This is a genomic window from Sphingobium chlorophenolicum (genome assembly GCF_000722875.1).
Lineage (GTDB): Bacteria > Pseudomonadota > Alphaproteobacteria > Sphingomonadales > Sphingomonadaceae > Sphingobium > Sphingobium chlorophenolicum.
In genome coordinates, this window is the sequence record NZ_JFHR01000011.1 from 11971 (window position 1) to 29664 (window position 17694).

General features: G+C 66.3%; 13 protein-coding genes. 7 read left to right on the plus strand and 6 right to left on the minus strand.

The annotated features are described in order from the left end of the window. Nucleotides 1–69 precede the first annotated feature (69 nt). The 5 genes from BV95_RS06595 (at nt 70) to BV95_RS06615 (ending at nt 7791) form a co-directional block, all read left to right on the plus strand. Complete coding sequence (locus BV95_RS06595; RefSeq protein WP_013848484.1) at nt 70–789, plus strand: response regulator; 720 nt, start codon at nt 70–72, stop codon at nt 787–789. Further along, entirely contained in the window at nt 786–2141 is a 1356-nt protein-coding gene (locus BV95_RS06600; RefSeq protein WP_037449038.1) for a sensor histidine kinase, read from the plus strand. The genes BV95_RS06595 and BV95_RS06600 overlap by 4 nt, the downstream gene beginning before the upstream one ends. 405 nt (nt 2142–2546) lie before the next feature. Next, entirely contained in the window at nt 2547–3377 is an 831-nt protein-coding gene (locus tag BV95_RS06605) for a sulfite exporter TauE/SafE family protein (RefSeq protein ID WP_013848486.1), read from the plus strand. 113 nt (nt 3378–3490) lie between these two features. Further along, the gene (locus tag BV95_RS06610) at nt 3491–5248 is read left to right on the plus strand and encodes a tetratricopeptide repeat-containing sulfotransferase family protein (protein ID WP_037449041.1); all 1758 of its coding nucleotides are present in this window, start codon (nt 3491–3493) and stop codon (nt 5246–5248) included. A gap of 131 nt (nt 5249–5379) precedes the next feature. Continuing rightward, a complete protein-coding gene (locus BV95_RS06615; protein WP_037449044.1) occupies nt 5380–7791 on the plus strand; it encodes a TonB-dependent receptor in 2412 nt (803 codons plus the stop codon). A gap of 76 nt (nt 7792–7867) precedes the next feature. Here BV95_RS06615 and BV95_RS06620 read toward each other — a convergent pair whose 3' ends face one another. The 6 genes from BV95_RS06620 to ung form a co-directional block, all read right to left on the minus strand. After that, a complete protein-coding gene (locus BV95_RS06620) occupies nt 7868–8758 on the minus strand; it encodes a transglutaminase family protein (RefSeq protein WP_037449047.1) in 891 nt (296 codons plus the stop codon). Then, the gene (locus tag BV95_RS06625) at nt 8755–11229 is read right to left on the minus strand and encodes a circularly permuted type 2 ATP-grasp protein (RefSeq protein ID WP_037449050.1); all 2475 of its coding nucleotides are present in this window, start codon (nt 11227–11229) and stop codon (nt 8755–8757) included. Before BV95_RS06625 ends, BV95_RS06620 begins: the two co-directional genes overlap by 4 nt. Further along, nucleotides 11226–14555 carry a transglutaminase family protein gene (locus BV95_RS06630; RefSeq protein WP_037449053.1) on the minus strand — a complete coding sequence of 1110 codons (3330 nt, stop codon included), beginning with the start codon at nt 14553–14555 and terminating at the stop codon, nt 11226–11228. The genes BV95_RS06625 and BV95_RS06630 overlap by 4 nt, the downstream gene beginning before the upstream one ends. Before the next feature lie 123 nt (nt 14556–14678). After that, nucleotides 14679–15110, minus strand: coding sequence for a DUF488 domain-containing protein (locus tag BV95_RS06635; RefSeq protein ID WP_037449056.1), 432 nt, complete (start codon nt 15108–15110; stop codon nt 14679–14681). Between the two features lie 75 nt (nt 15111–15185). Beyond that, the gene (locus tag BV95_RS06640; protein WP_037449059.1) at nt 15186–15452 is read right to left on the minus strand and encodes a hypothetical protein; all 267 of its coding nucleotides are present in this window, start codon (nt 15450–15452) and stop codon (nt 15186–15188) included. Continuing rightward, entirely contained in the window at nt 15449–16144 is a 696-nt protein-coding gene (ung, locus tag BV95_RS06645) for a uracil-DNA glycosylase (protein WP_037449062.1), read from the minus strand. The genes BV95_RS06640 and ung overlap by 4 nt, the downstream gene beginning before the upstream one ends. A gap of 82 nt (nt 16145–16226) precedes the next feature. On the opposite strand from ung, the gene BV95_RS06650 reads away from it, so the two are divergent. Both BV95_RS06650 and BV95_RS06655 read left to right on the plus strand, forming a co-directional pair. Then, nucleotides 16227–17198: a serine hydrolase gene (locus BV95_RS06650; protein ID WP_037449064.1), complete on the plus strand. Its 972-nt coding sequence runs from the start codon at nt 16227–16229 to the stop codon at nt 17196–17198. Nucleotides 17199–17261: 63 nt separating this feature from the next. Next, on the plus strand, nt 17262–17627 hold the full coding sequence (locus tag BV95_RS06655) for an Mpo1-like protein (RefSeq protein ID WP_013848496.1): 366 nt from the start codon (nt 17262–17264) through the stop codon (nt 17625–17627). The last annotated feature ends 67 nt before the right edge of the window (nt 17628–17694 follow it).

The window sequence follows — 17694 nt, forward strand, 5'->3', positions numbered from 1 at the left end:
AGGGCGAAGGCGCCGATTGGCGGGCCTTCGCCCTTCCACCCCGCCTCAAGCCATGACAAGAACCGGACCATGAGCGAACGACCCCATCTGCTGCTCGTCGACGACGAGCGCTCGATCCGCGAGCCGCTGGCGCAATATCTCGGCCGCAACGGCTTTCGCGTCACGGCCGTCGAAAATGCGGCGGAAGCGCGGATGCGCCTCAACGCCAACGCCATCGACCTGGTGATCCTGGACATCATGATGCCGGGGGAGGATGGGCTGTCGCTCTGCCGCCATATCCGCGAAACCAGCGAGATTCCGGTGATTCTGCTCACCGCGAAATCGGAAGAGACGGACCGCATCGTCGGGCTGGAGATGGGCGCGGACGATTATGTGCTGAAACCCTTTTCCCCCCGCGAACTGGTCGCCCGCATCAAGGTGATTTTCCGCCGCGTAGCGACCGGCGGCCAGCGCGTCACGGCACCCGACGGCGCGACCTATGCCTTCGCCAACTGGTTGCTCAAGACGCAGGAACGCACGCTGGTCGACAGTGAGGGCGTGGCGCTCCCGCTCTCCACGGCGGAATATAATCTGATGCTGGCCTTCGCCACGCGGCCCAATCAGGTGCTCAGCCGCGACCAGTTGCTGGACATCACCCAGGGGCGGGAGGCGAACGCCTTCGACCGGGCGATCGACAACCAGATCAGCCGCCTGCGCAAGAAGATCGAGCCTGACCCCAAAAACCCGACCCTGATCAAGACCGTTTGGGGCGGCGGCTATACGCTGTCGTCGGATGTGCGAAAGCTGTGAGGCGGCTACGTCCTTGGCCGCAAAGCATCGTCGGCCAGATCATCGTCCTTGTCGCGCTGGCGTTGTTCGTGGCGCAGGCGATCAATTTCGCCCTGCTGCTGCGCGAACGCCAGCGGATCGAACTCACGGCCCAGACAGCGCCCGGCGTCTACCGGATCGTCGACGCGCTCGACAATAGGCCTGATCGGCGCGGGAGCGACGATGGCGAGCGGCGGGGGAGGGTGCGGTTCCTGGATGCCGCCCCATCCCTGCAGGGCACCGGCCGGCCGGATATCGAACGCCGCGCCAGGGCGATGTTCGACGATGTCGGCCTTTCGGTCCGCTCCATCCACGCGGTAGAACAGGACCAGGCGCTGCCGATGCGGCGCTGGGACAGTTTTCGCCTGCGGGCGGACGGCCATCTGCATACAGATGTCCGCATGGCGCGTCTGGCGATGGCGGTCGAATATCAGCCGGGAAAATGGGCGCTGACGCAGACGCGCATCGGGGACCGGCCAGCGCGCTTCGGCGGATGGCTGGTGGGACAGACGCTGATCCTCTACGTCATCGTGCTGTTGCCGCTGCTATGGGTGGGGCGCAGGCTGGCGCGGCCGCTCAAGCAATTGACCGGGTCGGCGGAGCAATTCGCCCGCACCGGATCGGCGGACCCGGTCGAGGAGCGCGGCCCCGGCGACGTGCGGCAACTCACCATGGCCTTCAACGCGATGCGCAGCCGCATCTTCGCCATGCTGAACGAGAAGGACCGGATGCTGGGCGCGATCGGCCATGATCTGCGCACGCCGCTGGCCTCGCTGCGGGTGCGGGCGGAATCGGTCGAGGATGAGGGCGAGCGCGCCCGCATGTCCGAAACGATCGATGAGATGAATCGCATGCTGGAGGATATATTGTCATTGGCCCGCGCCGGACGCAGCAGCGAGGCGCAGCAGAAGGTCGACCTGTCCGCGCTGGCCGACGCGGTGGTGGAGGATTTTCTGGAACTGGGTTCCCCGGTCGATCTGGCTGAAGGCGAGCGGGTCGTGGCCGATGTGCGTCCGCAGCAGATTCGCCGGGCGCTGCGCAATCTCATCGAAAACGCCATCGTCTATGGCGAGCGGGCGCATGTGTCGGTGGAGCGGGGCGAGGGCACGATCCGGCTGGTCGTCGCGGATGACGGCCCCGGCATATCCGAAGACCGGATGGAAGAGATGATGGAACCCTTCACCCGGCTGGAAGGCTCCCGCAACCGGGAGACGGGCGGCGCGGGCCTGGGGCTGGCGCTGGTGCGGGCGATCATGGCGGAACATGGCGGCGCATTGAAGCTCGCCAACCGCCCACAGGGCGGGCTGGAAGCAAGCCTGGTCCTGCCTGCCTGAAGCAACCATCAATTCCTCCCTGCGCGAAGCGTGGGGAGGGGGACCGTCGGCGCAGCCGATGGTGGAGGGGAAATGCGCAGGACGCGCCTCATTCCCCTCCACCAGCCTTCGGCCGTCGAAGAGAGTCACGTGCCTCTCTTCGACCCTCCCCATCTCCCGATGGGGAGGAATAGGATAGGTCCGCCTCCACCCCCCACAATATTCCTCCCTCCTTTGCGGGTTCCCCGGCTTCGTTCGTCTTGCGGGGATGTAGGGGTTGTTGATCGCCCCCTGCCGCATACTGTTCCGCCGAAGAGAGGCATGGGTTTCCATCATGGTCGATTGCACAGTTTCCGCCGCCTTGATCCATAAAGGCATCTTCCCCGACAGCGCCGTTCGCGCCACAGTGGCGGAGGATCGGCGCTGATGCAGGGGGACATGATGACTTGGCTCGTACCCCTGGTCGCGATGCTGGGCGCGGGCCTGTTCGCCGGTTTCGCGGCGGGGATTTTCGGGATTGGCGGCGGTTTCGTGGTGGTGCCCGCGCTGTTCGTGGTGCTGCCTCTGCTGGGCGGCACGCATGAGGCCATCGCCCATGTCGCCATCGGCACCTCCGCCGCGACGATCATCGTGACGTCGATCCGCTCCCTCCTCGCCCATGCCAAGCGCGGCGCGGTGGAGTTTGAGATACTCAAGACCTGGGCGCCGTGGATCATCCTGGGCGACGGCGTCGGCGTGCTGCTGGCCGGTCGGGTCGACGGGCACATATTGACCATGATCTTCGCGGTCGGCGTGTTCCTGATGTCGCTCAACTTCCTGCTGCCCAAGGTGGGCGGCAAGGTGATCAGCGACACCATGCCGTCCGGCATCGCCCGCGTCGGCATCGCCGGGGGCCTGGGTACTTTCTCCGCGCTGCTGGGCATCGGCGGCGGCACCATCGCCATCATGGTGATGACGCTGTGCGGCCGCTCGATCCACCGCGCCATCGCCACCGCATCGGGCATCGGCACGCTGATCGCCATTCCCAGCGCCATCGGTTTCGCGCTGATCGGCCTCAAGGAAACGGGCCTGCCCTGGGGGTCGCTGGGCTATGTCAACATTCCCGCCACGCTGGCCATCGCCTCCATGTCGATCCTGACCGCGCCGCTCGGCGTGGCGGCGGCGCACAGCCTGCCTGCCGCGCCGCTCAAGAAATTCTTCGGCGTCTATCTGGTCATCATCGCCTTCGTCATGTTCCGCAACGCCATGAAGATGTGATTCCCCCTGACCGCCCATGGACCCTGCACAGGCCATGGGCGGATTTTCATGCCGGGGATGTTTCGGACGGCTTCGGCTTGCCAGGCCCCGCTTGTCTTGACATCTAAAGACGAATGCGGGGCGAAAGCTATTCATCCATCCGGCAAGCGCTTGCGCAAGACGCTGCGCAGGCGCTTGCGCTGTGCCTCGACCGGCTGGAGCAAAGCGCCGGAGACGCCGAACTCCATCGCCTCGCCGCCCGCGCCCTGCGCGCCCTGAATCGCGACGCGGAGGCAGAACGGCATGAAGCCGCGGCCATCGACGCCGCCGCCACGGACCCGGTCTTGCAGCAGGCCGCCATCGCCCTGCTCGACAACCGTCTGAATCAGGCCGAACCGATCCTGCGCGGACGGCTCAGGGACAATCCCTTCGATGTCGCGGCGATCCGCATGCTGGCCGAACTGGCGGGGCGCATCGGGCGCAACGCCGATGCGGAAAAGCTGCTGCGCCGCGCATTGGAATTGGCGCCCGGCTTCACCGCCGCCCGCGCCAATCTGGCGACCGCGCTGCATCGCCAGAACAAGACGGCGCAGGCGCTGGAGGAACTGGACCGGTTGCAGGACCAGTCCAACCCCGTCCACGCTAATCTGCGCGCCGCCGTGCTGGGCCGCCTGGGCGATTTCGACGAAGCCATTACGCTCTACGAACGGATATTGGATCAGGCGGCGAGCCAGCCGAAAATCTGGATGAGCTATGGCCATGCGCTCAAGACTGTCGGCCGCACGGCGGACAGCGTCGCAGCCTATCGCCGGGCCACCGCGCTGCGCCCGGCCTTTGGAGAGGCCTGGTGGAGCATCGCCAATCTGAAAACCGCCGCCTTCGATGCCGCCGACATCGCCGCCATGCAGGATGCGTTGCGCGATGCGCAGGCCAGCGCTGAGGACCGATTCCACCTCCATTTCGCGCTGGGCAAGGCGAAGAGCGATCAGGGAGAAGCCGAAGCCGCCTTCGTTCATTATGCCGAAGCGAACCGCCTGCGCCGCCTCAGCCAACCCTATGAAGCGGCGCGCACCACCCGCGCCGTCGATGCTGCGATCGACCTCTTCACCCCCGATTTCTTCGCGGAACGCAAGGGCATGGGCAACCCCGCGCCCGATCCGATCTTCATCGTCGGCCTGCCCCGCGCCGGTTCCACGCTGGTCGAGCAGATCCTGTCCAGCCACAGCCAGGTCGAAGGGACGATGGAACTGCCCGACCTGCCAGCGCTGGTCGCGGAACTGCGGCAGGAGGGCGACTGGCCAACCCTGCTGCGCGACCTCGACCCCACCCGCCTGCGCGCCCTGGGGCAGGCCTATATCGACCGCACCCGCATCCAGCGGCGCGAAGGGCGGCCCTATTTCATCGACAAGCTGCCCAATAACTGGCTGCATGCCGGCCTGATCCACCTGATCCTGCCCCATGCGCGGATCGTCGATGCGCGCCGTCATCCGCTCGACTGCGGCTATTCCAATTTCCGCCAGCATTTCGCGCGGGGACAGGCGTTCAGCTACGACCTTGGCGACATCGGCCATTATTATGCCGACTATGTCCGGCTGATGGCGCATGTCGACGCTGTGCTGCCCGGTCGCGTCCATCGCGTCGTCCACGAACGGCTGCTGGACGATCCGGAAGGGGAGGTGCGCGCCCTGCTCGCGGCCCTAGGCCTGCCGTTCGAGGAGGCCTGCCTCAACTTCCACCAGAACCGCCGCGCCGTCCGCACCGCCAGCAGCGAACAGGTCCGCCGCCCAATCAACCGGGACGGCGAGGGGCAATGGCGCGCCGTCGAAGCGCAACTCCAGCCCCTGATTGCTGCCCTCGGCCCGGTGCTGGACAGCTATCCCGACGCGCCCTGATCGTGGCTTTCGGGTAACAATCGCCTGAAAAATCGCATGATTGCCACAACGCAACGATTTTCCGTTGTGCGTTTCCGGCAGTTGATGACAAATTTCCAGCAGAAATTCGTGCACCTGAGGGGAGGTAGCCGATGTCCGGTCGCGTTCGCTTGATGGAATTTTCGTCCGCTTTGCTGGCCACCACGGCCATGGCCGTTCCCGCCATGGCGCAACAGGCCGCCCCGCCCGCCGACAGCGACGTGATCGTCGTCACCGCCCAGCGCCGCGAGGAACGGTTGCAGGATGTGCCGATCAGCATCAACGCGCTCGGCCAGGCCAAGCTGGAACAGGCCAATGCCAAGGCGCTGGACGATTACGCCAAGCTGCTGCCCAGCGTTTCCATCCAGTCCTTCGGCCCCAGCCAGGCGCAGGTCTTCTTCCGCGGCGTCGCCACCGGATCGGGTGGCCCGCCGCTGCATATCGGCCCGCTGCCCACCAGCAGCACCTATGTCGACGAAATCCCGGTCACGACCATCGGCGGCATGGTGGATGTCCATCTCTACGACGTCGCCCGGATAGAGGCGCTGGCCGGACCGCAGGGCACGCTGTTCGGCGCCAGCTCACTGTCCGGCACGCTGCGCATCATCACCAACCGCCCGGAACTGGGTAAGACGACCGGCAGCATCGACCTGCAGGTCAACAAGTTCGGCAAGGGCGATTTCGGCGGATCGGCGGAAGGTTACATCAACCTGCCGATCAGCGACAATGCTGCGCTGCGCGTGGTCGGTTTCTACGACCGCACCGGCGGCTATATCGACAATATCCCCGGCAGCCGCACCTTCACGCTGGATGACGGCGACGACGACACAGAACTCACGGTTCGCAATACCGACAAGCCCGGCTTGGTCGAAAACGACTATAACGACGTCGAAACCTGGGGCGGGCGCGCCGCGCTGCGCGTCGATCTGGACGACAATTGGACAGTCACGCCGCAATTCCTCTACCAGAGCCAGATCGCCCATGGCGGCTTCTTCTACGATCCGACCAAGGGCTATCTGAACGTCACCGACTATCTGCCCAGCCGCAACAAGGACCGCTGGTGGCAGGCGGCGCTGACGATCCAGGGCAAGCTCAGCGACTGGGACATCACCTATTCGGGCGGCTATTTCGAGCGCAAGGTCGATAATATCGCCGATTATTCCTATTATTCCGTCGCTTACGACAGCTATACCTATGTCGACGACAATGGCGTGACGCAGTTCGGCAAGGCCACCTATTTCCCCGACGGCAATGGCGGTTTCATCGACCCGACCCAAACATCGCACCAGTTCGACAAATATACCAAGCACACCCAGGAAATCCGGGTGAACTCGCCCACGGACAAGCCTTTCCGGTTGGCGGCGGGCATGTTCCTTCAGGTCCAGACCGACAAGATCGGCGCCGATTACCAGACCGTCGGCATCAGCCAGATTCCGACGCCCGACTGGATCGCGCCGTTCGGCAACACCGACACCGTGTTCCTGACCCGCGTCAAGCGCAAGGACCGCGACTATGCGATGTTCACGCAGGCCGAATATGACATCGTGCCCAGCGTCACGCTGATCGCGGGGATTCGCGGATATACGGCGCACAACAGCATCTACGGTTTTTCCGGGACTAACAGCGCCGGCAACCTCGATCCCGCCAATTGCTTCCCCACCAACATGCCCGACGTGCCCTGCGCCAATGTGCACAAGAAGCAGGTCGAAACCGGCGTCATCTGGCGCGGCGGCCTGAAGTGGCAGGTCAGCCCGGACGTGATGCTCTATGGCACCGTCTCTCGCGGCTACCGGCCGGGCGGCAACAACCGGCGGCCGGGCGTCAATCCGTTCAAATCGGACAAGCTGGACAATTTCGAACTGGGCTGGAAAACCCATTTCGGCCGCATCTATTTCAACGGCGCGGCCTTCTACCAGAAATGGCGCGACCTTCAGTTCGGACTGGTGCCGGTCGGCCAGAACGGCGTCACCAACACCTATAATGCGGGCGATGCGCGCATCTATGGCGTGGAGGGCGACCTGTCGGCGCGCTTCGGCGGCCTGTCCCTGTCGGCCAGCGCCACCTATGTCGACGCGCAACTGACCAGCGATTTCTGCGAGGTCGATCCGGTCACGAAGAATATCGTCTGCACCCCCGGCGTCCCGCCCGCCGCAGCCAAGGGCACCCGCCTGCCGATCATGCCCCGCTTCAAGGGGTCGGCCACGGCGCGCTACGAATGGCCGCTGGGCGCGACGACGGCCTTCGTGCAGGGATCGGTGACGCACCAGGGCGGCACCCGCACCTTCCTGACCGATGCCGATTTTGCGGCGGTTGGACCGACCCGGCCCTTCACCACCGCCGATTTCTCCATCGGCGCGCATTGGGACAGTTGGCGGATAGAGGCCTTCATCCAGAACGCCTTTAGCAGCCATGGCGCGCTGGGCCGGAACACCATCTGCGCCACGGAGATCTGCGGCGCCTATGCCCGGACCTATCCCACCAAGCCGCAATTTTTCGGGCTGAAGCTGGGATATGATTTCGAATAGCGGGCGGTTCCGGTAGGTTTGAATAGAATCGTCATTCCCGCCTACGCGGGAATGACCTAACTGCCTGATGAGGCGTTCACGCTTCCTCACCCTCTGGCATGACGTCCACCATCACCTGAACATTCTGTCCGGAGCCGCCCACGAACAGCCCGTCCATCGGCGCGACATCGGCATAGTCCCGCCCCATGGCGACGAACAGATGCCCATCGCCCGCGATCACCCCGTTGGTCGGATCGAATCCGATCCACTCTCGCGTTGGCCCGCACCACAGCATGACCCAGGCATGCATCGCGTCCGCGCCCACCAGCCGCGCCATGCCCGGCGGCGGATCGGTGCGCAGATAGCCGCTGACATAGGCGGCGGGCAGCCCGAACCAGCGCAAGGCCGCCACCATCACATGGGCAAAATCCTGGCACACCCCATGCCGCGCTGAAAAGGCCTCCGCCACCGGCGTCGCCGCATCGGTCGCCCCACTGACATAGGCGAATTCATTCCTGATCCGCCGCGCCAGTTCCAGTGCCGCTTCCACGATGGACCGGTGCGGGACAAGCAGATCGCCCGCCCATGCCCCGATCTCCGCCACCAGGGGCACGCGCGGCGAGGCATGGAGGTAATGCGCGGGCCCCGCCGGTCCCATGTCCCGCGCCGCCAGCGCTGCCTCCGCCACCGCGCCGACGGTCGGATCGTCTGGCTGCGGCTCTATGGGCGGGCCGCCCTGCACCCCAGTGCGAAAGCTGCTTTCGATGCTGATCCGATGCAGCGGACTGTCGATCTCGATGCGCGCCACATGCACCGGCCACGCCCCCGGCCGCGATTCGATGGAGGCGGGCGCGGGATCGACCGCCAGATGATAATCCGACGTCCACTGCCCCGGCCATGGCGCGGGCCGCAGCCGCAGGTTGAACCGCGCCAACTGCACCGGCGCATCATAATGCACGATGGTCTGGTGCCGAATGCGGTAGATCATGACAGCAGGCTGACGCCCTCGCTCCTCTCCTTGCGCCGTTGTAGGAAATAGCGCTGGCCGATGGCGTCCGACAACTCCAGCAACCGGCTTTCCGCGTCCGCCAGATCGGCCACGCTCAATATATCCCCCGTCATCGGCGCCAGCCGCGCCGCCAGCATCGCCGCCAGCCTTTGCGGTTCCTCCGGCATGCCGTCGCCATGCAGCGTCGGCAGCGCGGCGACATGCTCCGCCAGCCGTTGGGCCTGATAGACGATGGAGCGCGGATTTTGCGGCTCCAGCGCCACCAGATCGCGCACCGGCGCCAAAGCAGGCCCGGCCAGATAGCGGTTGCGATAGCTGATCTGACTGTCGTTAAGGTCCAGCAGCACGGTCAGGTCATCCGCCGAAGCCCTATCGCCCCCGAACAGCATGGCGAGGCGGCAGCCGTTGATCGCCCGCTCCATCCGCCGTCCCATATCGTGGAAGCGCCACCCCTCGGTCCGCCCCATATTCTCCGCCGCCAGTCCCGAAAGCGCCGAAATCCGCTCGATCATCCGGGAGGACGCCTCCAGCAGCGTCTCCGTCACCCCGCCATCGAAATCGGGCAGGGGCAATCGCACCAGCCGCCAATAATCCACCGCTAGCCGGTCGCGCAGCCCTTCGCCGATCCCCGCCACCGCCGCCAGCAGCGCCCGCACGCTACCCGGTTGCGCGCCGTCGCCCAGCGCCTGCGCGCACAGCGGCCCGACCGCCCCCGCAGTCCCCGAAATCGCGCCCCACAGCGCCAACTGCCCCATCAGCCGGTCCATGGTGGGCGACCCGACCGCCGGACCCAGATCGGCCTCGATCGACCCCCCGACAATCGCCCGGATCACCCGCGCCGTCATCTCCGTGCGTTCGATATAGCGCCCCAGCCAATAGAGATTGTCCGCCGCCTTGGCGGGCAGCATGCCGCCCACCCGCCGGATCGCCGGAGCCATCGCCGAAGCCAGCCCGTCCGCGGGCGCCGGCCGCGCATCGACCACGCACATGTCCGCCGACAGATCGCCTTCGCCCATCAGCGCGGCGCGAATGTCGCCATGCGCCGCCAGCCGGGTAAAGGCGCCCGGCATGATCCGCCACTGGCCCAGCTCATCCCGCGCCACGAACACGCGCAGAGTGAAGGGCAGGGCGGTAAGCTGCCCATCGACGATGGCAGGCGTGGTCGACAGCCGCACCACCTCCTGCCCGACATAGTCCATCGGCCGCCGCGCCATGGCCTCCAGCAACGCCGCCCGCTGCCCCGCATCCATCGCCGATCCGGGCAGGAAGCGCGTACCCGTCAATCCCGCCACATCCCGGTCGAATGCCGACCCGACCACCAATTCGTCCATCGCATCGGCCACATGCGCCCGCTCGGCCGCCTGCCCGCACCACCATGTCGCGATATTGGGCAGGATCAGCTCCGCGCCCAGCAAATCCCGCGCCAACCCCGGCAGGAAAGCCGCCATCGCCCGCGATTCGATCACGCCCACGCCCGGCCAGTTAGCCAGCATCAACCCGCCCTTCACGCAGGCGTCGAACAGGTCCGGCACGCCGATGCGCGATTCCGCGTCGAACGCCAGCGGATCGATGAAGCGGCTGTCCATCCAGCGCCACAGCCCGTCGACCCGCTTCAACCCCTGGATCGTCCGCACGAACAATTGGCCGTCGGACACGATCAGATCCTCGCCCTCGACCAGCAACAGCCCCAGATAGCGCGCCAGATGCGCCTGCTCGGCATAGCTCTGGTTGAAACGCCCCGGCGACAGCAGGCCGATGCGCGGATCGCTCCGCTCGCAATCTGCCGCCAGCCCCCGGCGCAAATCGCTCAGAAACGGCGCCAGCCGCCGCGCATTGAGCGCCCCCAGCAGATCGCCGGTCGCCCGCGACAGCGCCAGCCGGTTCTCCAGCGCATAGCCCACGCCCACCGGCGTGCGCACCCGGTCGGCCAGCACGCGCCATTCGCCGTCCGGCCCCCGCGCCAGATCGGCGGCGTAGAAATGGATGAAATGCCCATGCGGCGGCGGTGCGCCGGTCATGACCCGCCAATGATGCGGGCTGCCGGTGATGACGTTCGCGGGCAGCTTCCCGTCGCGCACCAGCGATTGCGTGCTGTAGATGTCGCTGATGACCCGCTCCAGCAACTGCGCCCGCTGGACCAGTCCCTGCTCGATATGGGTCCATTCCCGCGCCCCGATCAGCAGCGGAATGGGGCTGAGTGGCCAGGGCCTTTCCTGCTGGTCCCCGGTCAGCCGAAAGGCCAGGCCCAGGTCGACCGCCTGCCGCTCGACATTACCGGCCAGCATAGCCGGATCGCCCTGCGCCTGCGCCGACAGACGGTCCAGCATCGCCCGCCAGTGCCCGGCCATCTCCGCGCTCGCCCCGGCGAACAGGTCGCCCTCCGGCGCCCGCGCCAGATAGGCGTCGGCCCAACCGGCGGCTTCCATGACAGGGGTGGCGGTCTTCGTCATGGATGCCGGAAACGCAAATCCAGCGTCATCGGAAATTCGCTGGGGGCTTCGGCGGGGGGCATGTCGACCGGTCCCGGCGTATGGCCATGGTCCTGGAACCGCGCCTTGCGCCGCGCCTCCGCCTCATAGGCGTTGATCGGCAGCGTGTCGTAATTGCGCCCGCCCGGATGCGCGACATGATAGACGCAGCCACCCAGCGACCGCCCGCTCCAGCTATCCAGCACGTCGAAGGTCAGCGGCGCGTTGACGGGCAGGGCAGGGTGCAGGCAGGCGGCGGGCGCCCATGCCTTGTAGCGCACGCCGCCGACCGCTTCGCCCGGTACGGCTGTGGGGGTCATCGGCACCCGCCGCCCGTTGCAGGCAATGACATGCCGCCCGGCGATCAGGCCCGTCGCCCGCACCTGCAACCGCTCGGTCGAACTGTCGACATAGCGCACCGTGCCTCCGATCGCCCCGGTTTCGCCCAGCACGTTCCATGGCTCCAGCGCGTGGCTGATCTCCAGCGCCACGCCGCCCGCATCCACCGCGCCATGGATCGGGAAGCGGAACTGCCTTTGCGCCTCGAACCAGTTGGGATCGAAGTCGTAACCCGCGCCTTTCAGGTCGCTCAGCACCTCCAGAAAATCCGCCCAGACGAAATGCGGCAGCATGAAGCGATCATGCAAAGCCGTCCCCCAGCGCACCAGATTGCCCTGCTGCGGCTGCCGCCAGAACCACGCCGTCAGCGCCCGCAACAGCAATTGCTGCGCCAAACTCATCCTCGGCTCCGGCGGCATTTCGAAGCCCCGGAACTCAAGCAAGCCCAACCGCCCGGTCGGCCCGTCCGGCGAGAACATCTTGTCGATGCAGATTTCGGTGCGATGGGTATTGCCCGTCACGTCGACCAGCAGATTGCGGAACAGCCGGTCCACCAGCCATGGCGGCGGCGCATCCCCCTCGCCCGGAGCAGGAACCTGCGCCAGCGCGATCTCCAGTTCATACAGCCCGTCATGCCGCGCCTCGTCGATGCGCGGCGCCTGACTGGTCGGCCCGATGCACAGCCCGGAAAACAGATAGGACAGCGCAGGATGCCGCTGCCAATAGAGCACGAAACTCTTCAACAGATCGGGTCGCCGGATGAAGGGGGAGTCATTCAAACTCGGCCCGCCCAGCACGATATGATTGCCGCCCCCGGTGCCCACGGAACGCCCGTCCACCATGAACTTGTCGGCGGTGAGGTCGCAAGTCCGGGCCAGCGCATAGAGCCGCTCGGTGATCTCCACCGTCTCGTCCCAGCTTGACGAAGGCTGGATATTCACTTCGATCACGCCGGGATCGGGCGTGGCCTTCAGCACCTGCAAACGCGGATCGGGCGGCGGCGCATAGCCCTCGATCCGCACCGGAATCCGCATCGCCTCCGCCGCACCTTCGACCTGCGCGACCAGCTCCAGATAATCCTCCAGCGCCTCCACCGGCGGCAGGAAGATGGACAGGAAATGGCCCCTAGGCTCCACCGTCACGGCGGTGCGCACCGCCCCCTCGATATGGAACTGCTCGACCCGCTCCTGCGCCACGGCCCCGCCCGGCGCGTCGGGCACCCGTTGCACCGGCTGGGCATGAACCTCGTCCAATGTTGCCCGGAAATCGGGCAAAGGCCCTCGCTGCTCGCTCGGATCGCGGGGATGGATATAGGGAAAGGCCGCCTCCGGCACATGCGGCAGCGACCCCAAAGGCAGGCGATAACCCAGCGCCGAATCCCCCGGCACCGCGAACAGCCGTCCGCGCCGCAATTGCCATATCTCGCTCTGCCAGCGCGGCGTCGCCACCTGGCTCTGCCAGCGCTGCACCGGCAGCACATAGCCCACCGGCTGGTCCAGTCCCCGCTCGAACGCCCGCACCATCCGCGCCCGCGCTTCGGGATCGCTGATCTTGGGATCGTCGGGAGAGGTGTTGACCGGCAGGTCCGCCTCCTTGACCGCCCACACCGCCGGGTCTTCATAGACCGGCTGGATATGGTCGGCGGAAAAGCCCATCGCCCCCGCCATATGCGCGATGAAGGCCTCGGCATCCGCTGCCGTCACGACCCGCGCACCTTCCGGCGCGACCTCATCCGCGATCAGCCCGGCATCGCGCCAGATCGGCACCCCATCCTGCCGCCAATAGACCGCATAGGCCCATCGCGGCAGGCTCTCGCCCGGATACCATTTGCCCTGCCCATGATGCAGCATCCCGCCCGGCGCGAAGGCTTCCCGCAGCCCCCGGATCAGCCGGTCGGCATAGCCCGCCTTGGTCGGCCCCACGGCATCGCCGTTCCACTCGCCCGCATCGCCGCCATTCTCCGCCACGAAGGTCGGCTCGCCCCCGGTCGTCAACCGCACGTCCTGCGCCAATAGATCGGCATCCACCTGCGCGCCCAGCGCCATCACCGCATCCCAGCGCGCATCGGTAAAGGGCTTTGTGATCCGCACCGCCTCGGCAATGCGGCTGACCCCCATGGAGAAATGAAAATCCACCTCCGCCGGTTCGGCCATGCCGCTGATCGGCGCGGCGGAGCGATAATGCGGCGTCGCGCAGAGCGGAATATGCCCTTCGCCCGCGAACATCCCCGACGTCGCGTCCAGCGCCACCCATCCCGCGCCCGGCACATAGGCCTCCGCCCAGGCATGCAGGTCGACCACGTCCTGCGAAACCCCCTTCGGCCCCTCCAAAGGCTCGACATCGGCCACCAGTTGGATCGAATAGCCCGACACGAACCGCGCCGCAAAACCCAACCGCCGCAGCAACTGCACCAGCAACCAGGCCGAATCCCGGCACGACCCGGTGCCGATCTCCAACGTCTCTTCCGGCGACTGCACCCCGGTTTCCATCCGGATCACATAACCAACTCGTTGATGGAGTTGCCGGTTCACCTCGACCAGAAAGTCGATCGTCCGCCCCTCAAAGCCCCGATGTTCCTCCACCAGAGCCTCGAACAGCGGCCCCTGATCCTCCAGATCGAAATAGGCGGCCAGGTCGGTGCGAAGCTGCTCGTCATAGGCGAAGGGATAATCCTCCGCATAAGGCTCCACGAAGAAATCGAAGGGATTGATGATGTCGAGATCCGCCAGCAGATCGACCTCGACCGAAAAGCGGTCGACCGGATCGGGAAAGACGATCCGCGCCAGCCAATTGCCGTGCGGGTCCTGTTGCCAGTTCAGGAAATGCCCCGGCGGGTCGATCTTGAGGGCATAGTTGGGGATTTTCGTCCGGCTGTGCGGCGCGGGCCGCAACCGGATCACCTGCGGCCCAAGCCGGATCGGGCGGCTGTAGCGGTAGGACGTCAGATGGTGGAGCGCGGCCTTCAGCATGACAGCGATGAAACGCCACCCCCTGCTGCAATGCAATATGGAATCGTTTCGGGATCAAAGAATCTGCCGTTACGGGCTTGCCTCTTAAAGCCCCTCCTCTTCAGGGGAGGGGAAGCGCGCTCCTCAAGGCACCAAATCCACCCGCTCCGCATCCGGCATGACCGCATCGATCAGCAGAGACCGGTGGCACGCCGCCGCATCCCGCTCGAAGCACAGCAGCGCCGTCGGCTGCTCCTCCGCCATGTCCAGCAACTGCGCCGCCTGCACCATCGCCTCGGGCAGCTCCAACTGCCCCGCATAGATTTCCGCCAGCCGCTGATGCTGCCCCTTGCGCGCCGCCTCCCGCCCGGCGGCGGGCGTGCCCAGCGCCTTCAACCCGACATAGTCGATCCCCGCCTCCCGCAGCCCGGCGGCGAGGATATTCTTGGAAAAACCCGGCCGCCGCGACAGGGGCACCGCCCGCACATCGGCCAGCATCGTCACGCCCGCCGCCCGCAGAGCCGCGATCACCTCATCCTGCGTCGCGCCCTCATAGCCGATGGTAAAGATTCGCATGCCCGATACATTACCGTGTTCCTGCGCAGGCAGGAACCCAGTCCCGCCACCCGCCCAACTCGCCGATAAACCCTTTCAGCCGCCATCCCCCTCGGCCCGCTCCATCATCTCCATGAAATCCCGCGCCGCGTCCCGGTCCGCCGGGTCTTCGAACGCCTTGTCCAGATCGGGCGCGGACCCCAGCAGGAACATCAGCGACCATAGCGCGAACCGCCGCCGCCTGTCCGTCTCCAGCCCGAAATCGACCCGCATATGCTCGATCCCGGCCTCCAGCGCATCGGGCGTCAGCGCATCCACATCGCGCACCCCGAAATAGCGATGCAACTGATCGTCGAAATTCATGCCGCCACCGTCTCCGGCAAGCCCCAGTCGATCGCCCCGCGCCCCTTCTTCTCCAGAAAGGCGTTGGCCTGCGAAAAATGCCTGCACCCCAGGAACCCGTTATGCGCCGACAGCGGAGAAGGATGGGCCGCCTTCAGCACCAGATGTCTGCTGCGGTCGACGAATTCCGCCTTGCGCTGCGCATAGCTGCCCCAGAGCAGGAAGACGACCGGATCGCTCTTCTGGTTGACCAGCCGGACGATGGCGTCGGTAAACTGCTCCCAACCCCTTTTTTGGTGGGATGCCGCCTTGCCCATCTCCACCGTCAGCACGCTGTTGAGCAGCAGCACGCCCTGCCGCGCCCAATGTTCCAGGAAACCGTGGCGCGGTGGCCGCAGCCCGAGGTCGCTCTGCAATTCCTTGTAGATATTGACCAGCGACGGCGGCGTCCGCACCCCCGGCTTCACCGAAAAGCACAGCCCATGCGCCTGCCCCTCGCCATGATAGGGGTCTTGCCCCAGCACCACCACCTTCACCTTGTCCAGCGGCGTCAGATCCAGCGCCCGGAAATATTCGCCGCCCTTGGGAAAGATGCGTTTCCCCTGCGCCTTCTCCTCCTGAAGAAAGCGTTTCAGCCCCTGCATATAGGGACTTTCGAATTCCTGGAGCAGCGGGGCGCGCCAGCTCTCGTCCAGCTTGATGGTGTCGCTCATGACCGGCGTGATGAACCGGCGGGCGAACCGCTGTCAACGTCCCGCCCTTGCTCTTGTCCCGCGAATCGGGAAAAGAAAGGGAATGCCGCGCCTTCGCACCAAGCTGATCGCCTTTCTGGGCCTGTTCCTCGCCCCGCTGCCCACCGCCGACGCCTTCGGCCCGACCCCCAATCCGGTCCAGCACAGCGCAGAATCCCGCCTGATGGCCGAATTCGCCCGCTTCGCGACGCTGACCGACGGCACGGTCGGCATCGCCGTGCGCGACCTTAGCACCGGGGAGACGCTGGCCTATAATGGCGACACGCTGTTCCCCATGGCCAGCACCTACAAGGTGGCGGTGACGGCCAAGATTCTCTCGCTGCTCGACGCGGGCAGCCTCAGCCTGGATGAGCAACTGCCCCGGCTCGGCCGCCCGCTGCCGGTGCGCACCCTGATCGACATGAGCCTGACGCTCAGCGACAATGAGGCGACCGACGCCCTCGTCGCCCGCGCCGGCGGGCCGCAGGCGGTCAACGACTGGGTCCGTGCCGCCGGGATCAAGGGCCTGCGCGTCGACAGCAACACCCGCGACCTGCTGGCCCGCGCCAAGGTGGCGGGCGTCGGCTTCGGCGATGAGGCGGCGATGGAATCCGGTCTTTCCGCCGCGCAGCGCGACGCCCGCGACATGCCCAATATCGGCTTTGCCGCCGACCCCCGCGACACCGCCACGCCGCGGGCGATGGACGACCTGCTCGCCGCGATCCGCTTGGGGAAGGTGCTGAAGCCCCAGACGACCGCGCTGATGCTGTCGGTCATGGAACGCTGCAAGACCGGCAAGGCGCGGCTGCGCGCCATGCTGCCGCCGGGCACGCGCATCGCGCACAAGACCGGGACGCTGAACGGCCTGGGCAACGACGCGGGCATCGTCACCCTGCCGGACGGGCGCATGTTCGTCATTTCGGTCTTCGTGATGAAGGATTATAGGGGGCATGAGATGCGCGACCGCATCATGGCCGAAGCGGCGCGGGCCGCCTATGATTATTTCCTCTTCGCCCCGGATCGGCATACGGCCTGACGCATTGACCTTAACATCCGCTTCTTTTCCCGATAGCCTGCGGGAAAAAGAAGGAGGGATGCGATGGACGGCAAGGCTGTATTCCAGGACTTCTGGCCCTATTACCTCCAGGAACACGCCCATGCGGGCACGCGGGCGATGCATTATGCGGGCACCAGCCTGGTGGTGGCGCTGCTCGCCGCGCTGCCGGTGGCGGGGAAATGGTGGATGGTCCCGGCCATGCCGCTGGCGGGCTACGGCTTCGCCTGGATCGGCCACAGCCTGATCGAACATAACCGCCCGGCGACCCTCCGCTATCCCTTCTGGTCGCTGCGCGCCGATTTCTTGATGTGGTTCCGATTCCTGACCGGAAGAATGGGCCGCGACCTGAAACGCGCCGGCATCCGGCCCGACGGCACCGTCGATCCCGCATTGCGCCGCGAACTGTAGCGGCCTGGTCCTGCCGTTCGACGCCAAGCTTGACCCCCACCGCCGCTCTGCCAAAAGGGGCCTCGCA

Coding starts and splice junctions, on each gene's coding strand:
- ung (WP_037449062.1), bottom strand. CDS start 16,144: ATGAGCGACACCATCAAGCTGGACGAGAGCTGGCGCGCCCCGCTGCTC.
- BV95_RS06635 (WP_037449056.1), bottom strand. CDS start 15,110: ATGCGAATCTTTACCATCGGCTATGAGGGCGCGACGCAGGATGAGGTG.
- BV95_RS06595 (WP_013848484.1), top strand. CDS start 70: ATGAGCGAACGACCCCATCTGCTGCTCGTCGACGACGAGCGCTCGATC.
- BV95_RS06640 (WP_037449059.1), bottom strand. CDS start 15,452: ATGAATTTCGACGATCAGTTGCATCGCTATTTCGGGGTGCGCGATGTG.
- BV95_RS06630 (WP_037449053.1), bottom strand. CDS start 14,555: ATGCTGAAGGCCGCGCTCCACCATCTGACGTCCTACCGCTACAGCCGC.
- BV95_RS06615 (WP_037449044.1), top strand. CDS start 5,380: ATGTCCGGTCGCGTTCGCTTGATGGAATTTTCGTCCGCTTTGCTGGCC.
- BV95_RS06650 (WP_037449064.1), top strand. CDS start 16,227: ATGCCGCGCCTTCGCACCAAGCTGATCGCCTTTCTGGGCCTGTTCCTC.
- BV95_RS06610 (WP_037449041.1), top strand. CDS start 3,491: ATGCGGGGCGAAAGCTATTCATCCATCCGGCAAGCGCTTGCGCAAGAC.
- BV95_RS06605 (WP_013848486.1), top strand. CDS start 2,547: ATGCAGGGGGACATGATGACTTGGCTCGTACCCCTGGTCGCGATGCTG.
- BV95_RS06620 (WP_037449047.1), bottom strand. CDS start 8,758: ATGATCTACCGCATTCGGCACCAGACCATCGTGCATTATGATGCGCCG.
- BV95_RS06625 (WP_037449050.1), bottom strand. CDS start 11,229: ATGACGAAGACCGCCACCCCTGTCATGGAAGCCGCCGGTTGGGCCGAC.
- BV95_RS06655 (WP_013848496.1), top strand. CDS start 17,262: ATGGACGGCAAGGCTGTATTCCAGGACTTCTGGCCCTATTACCTCCAG.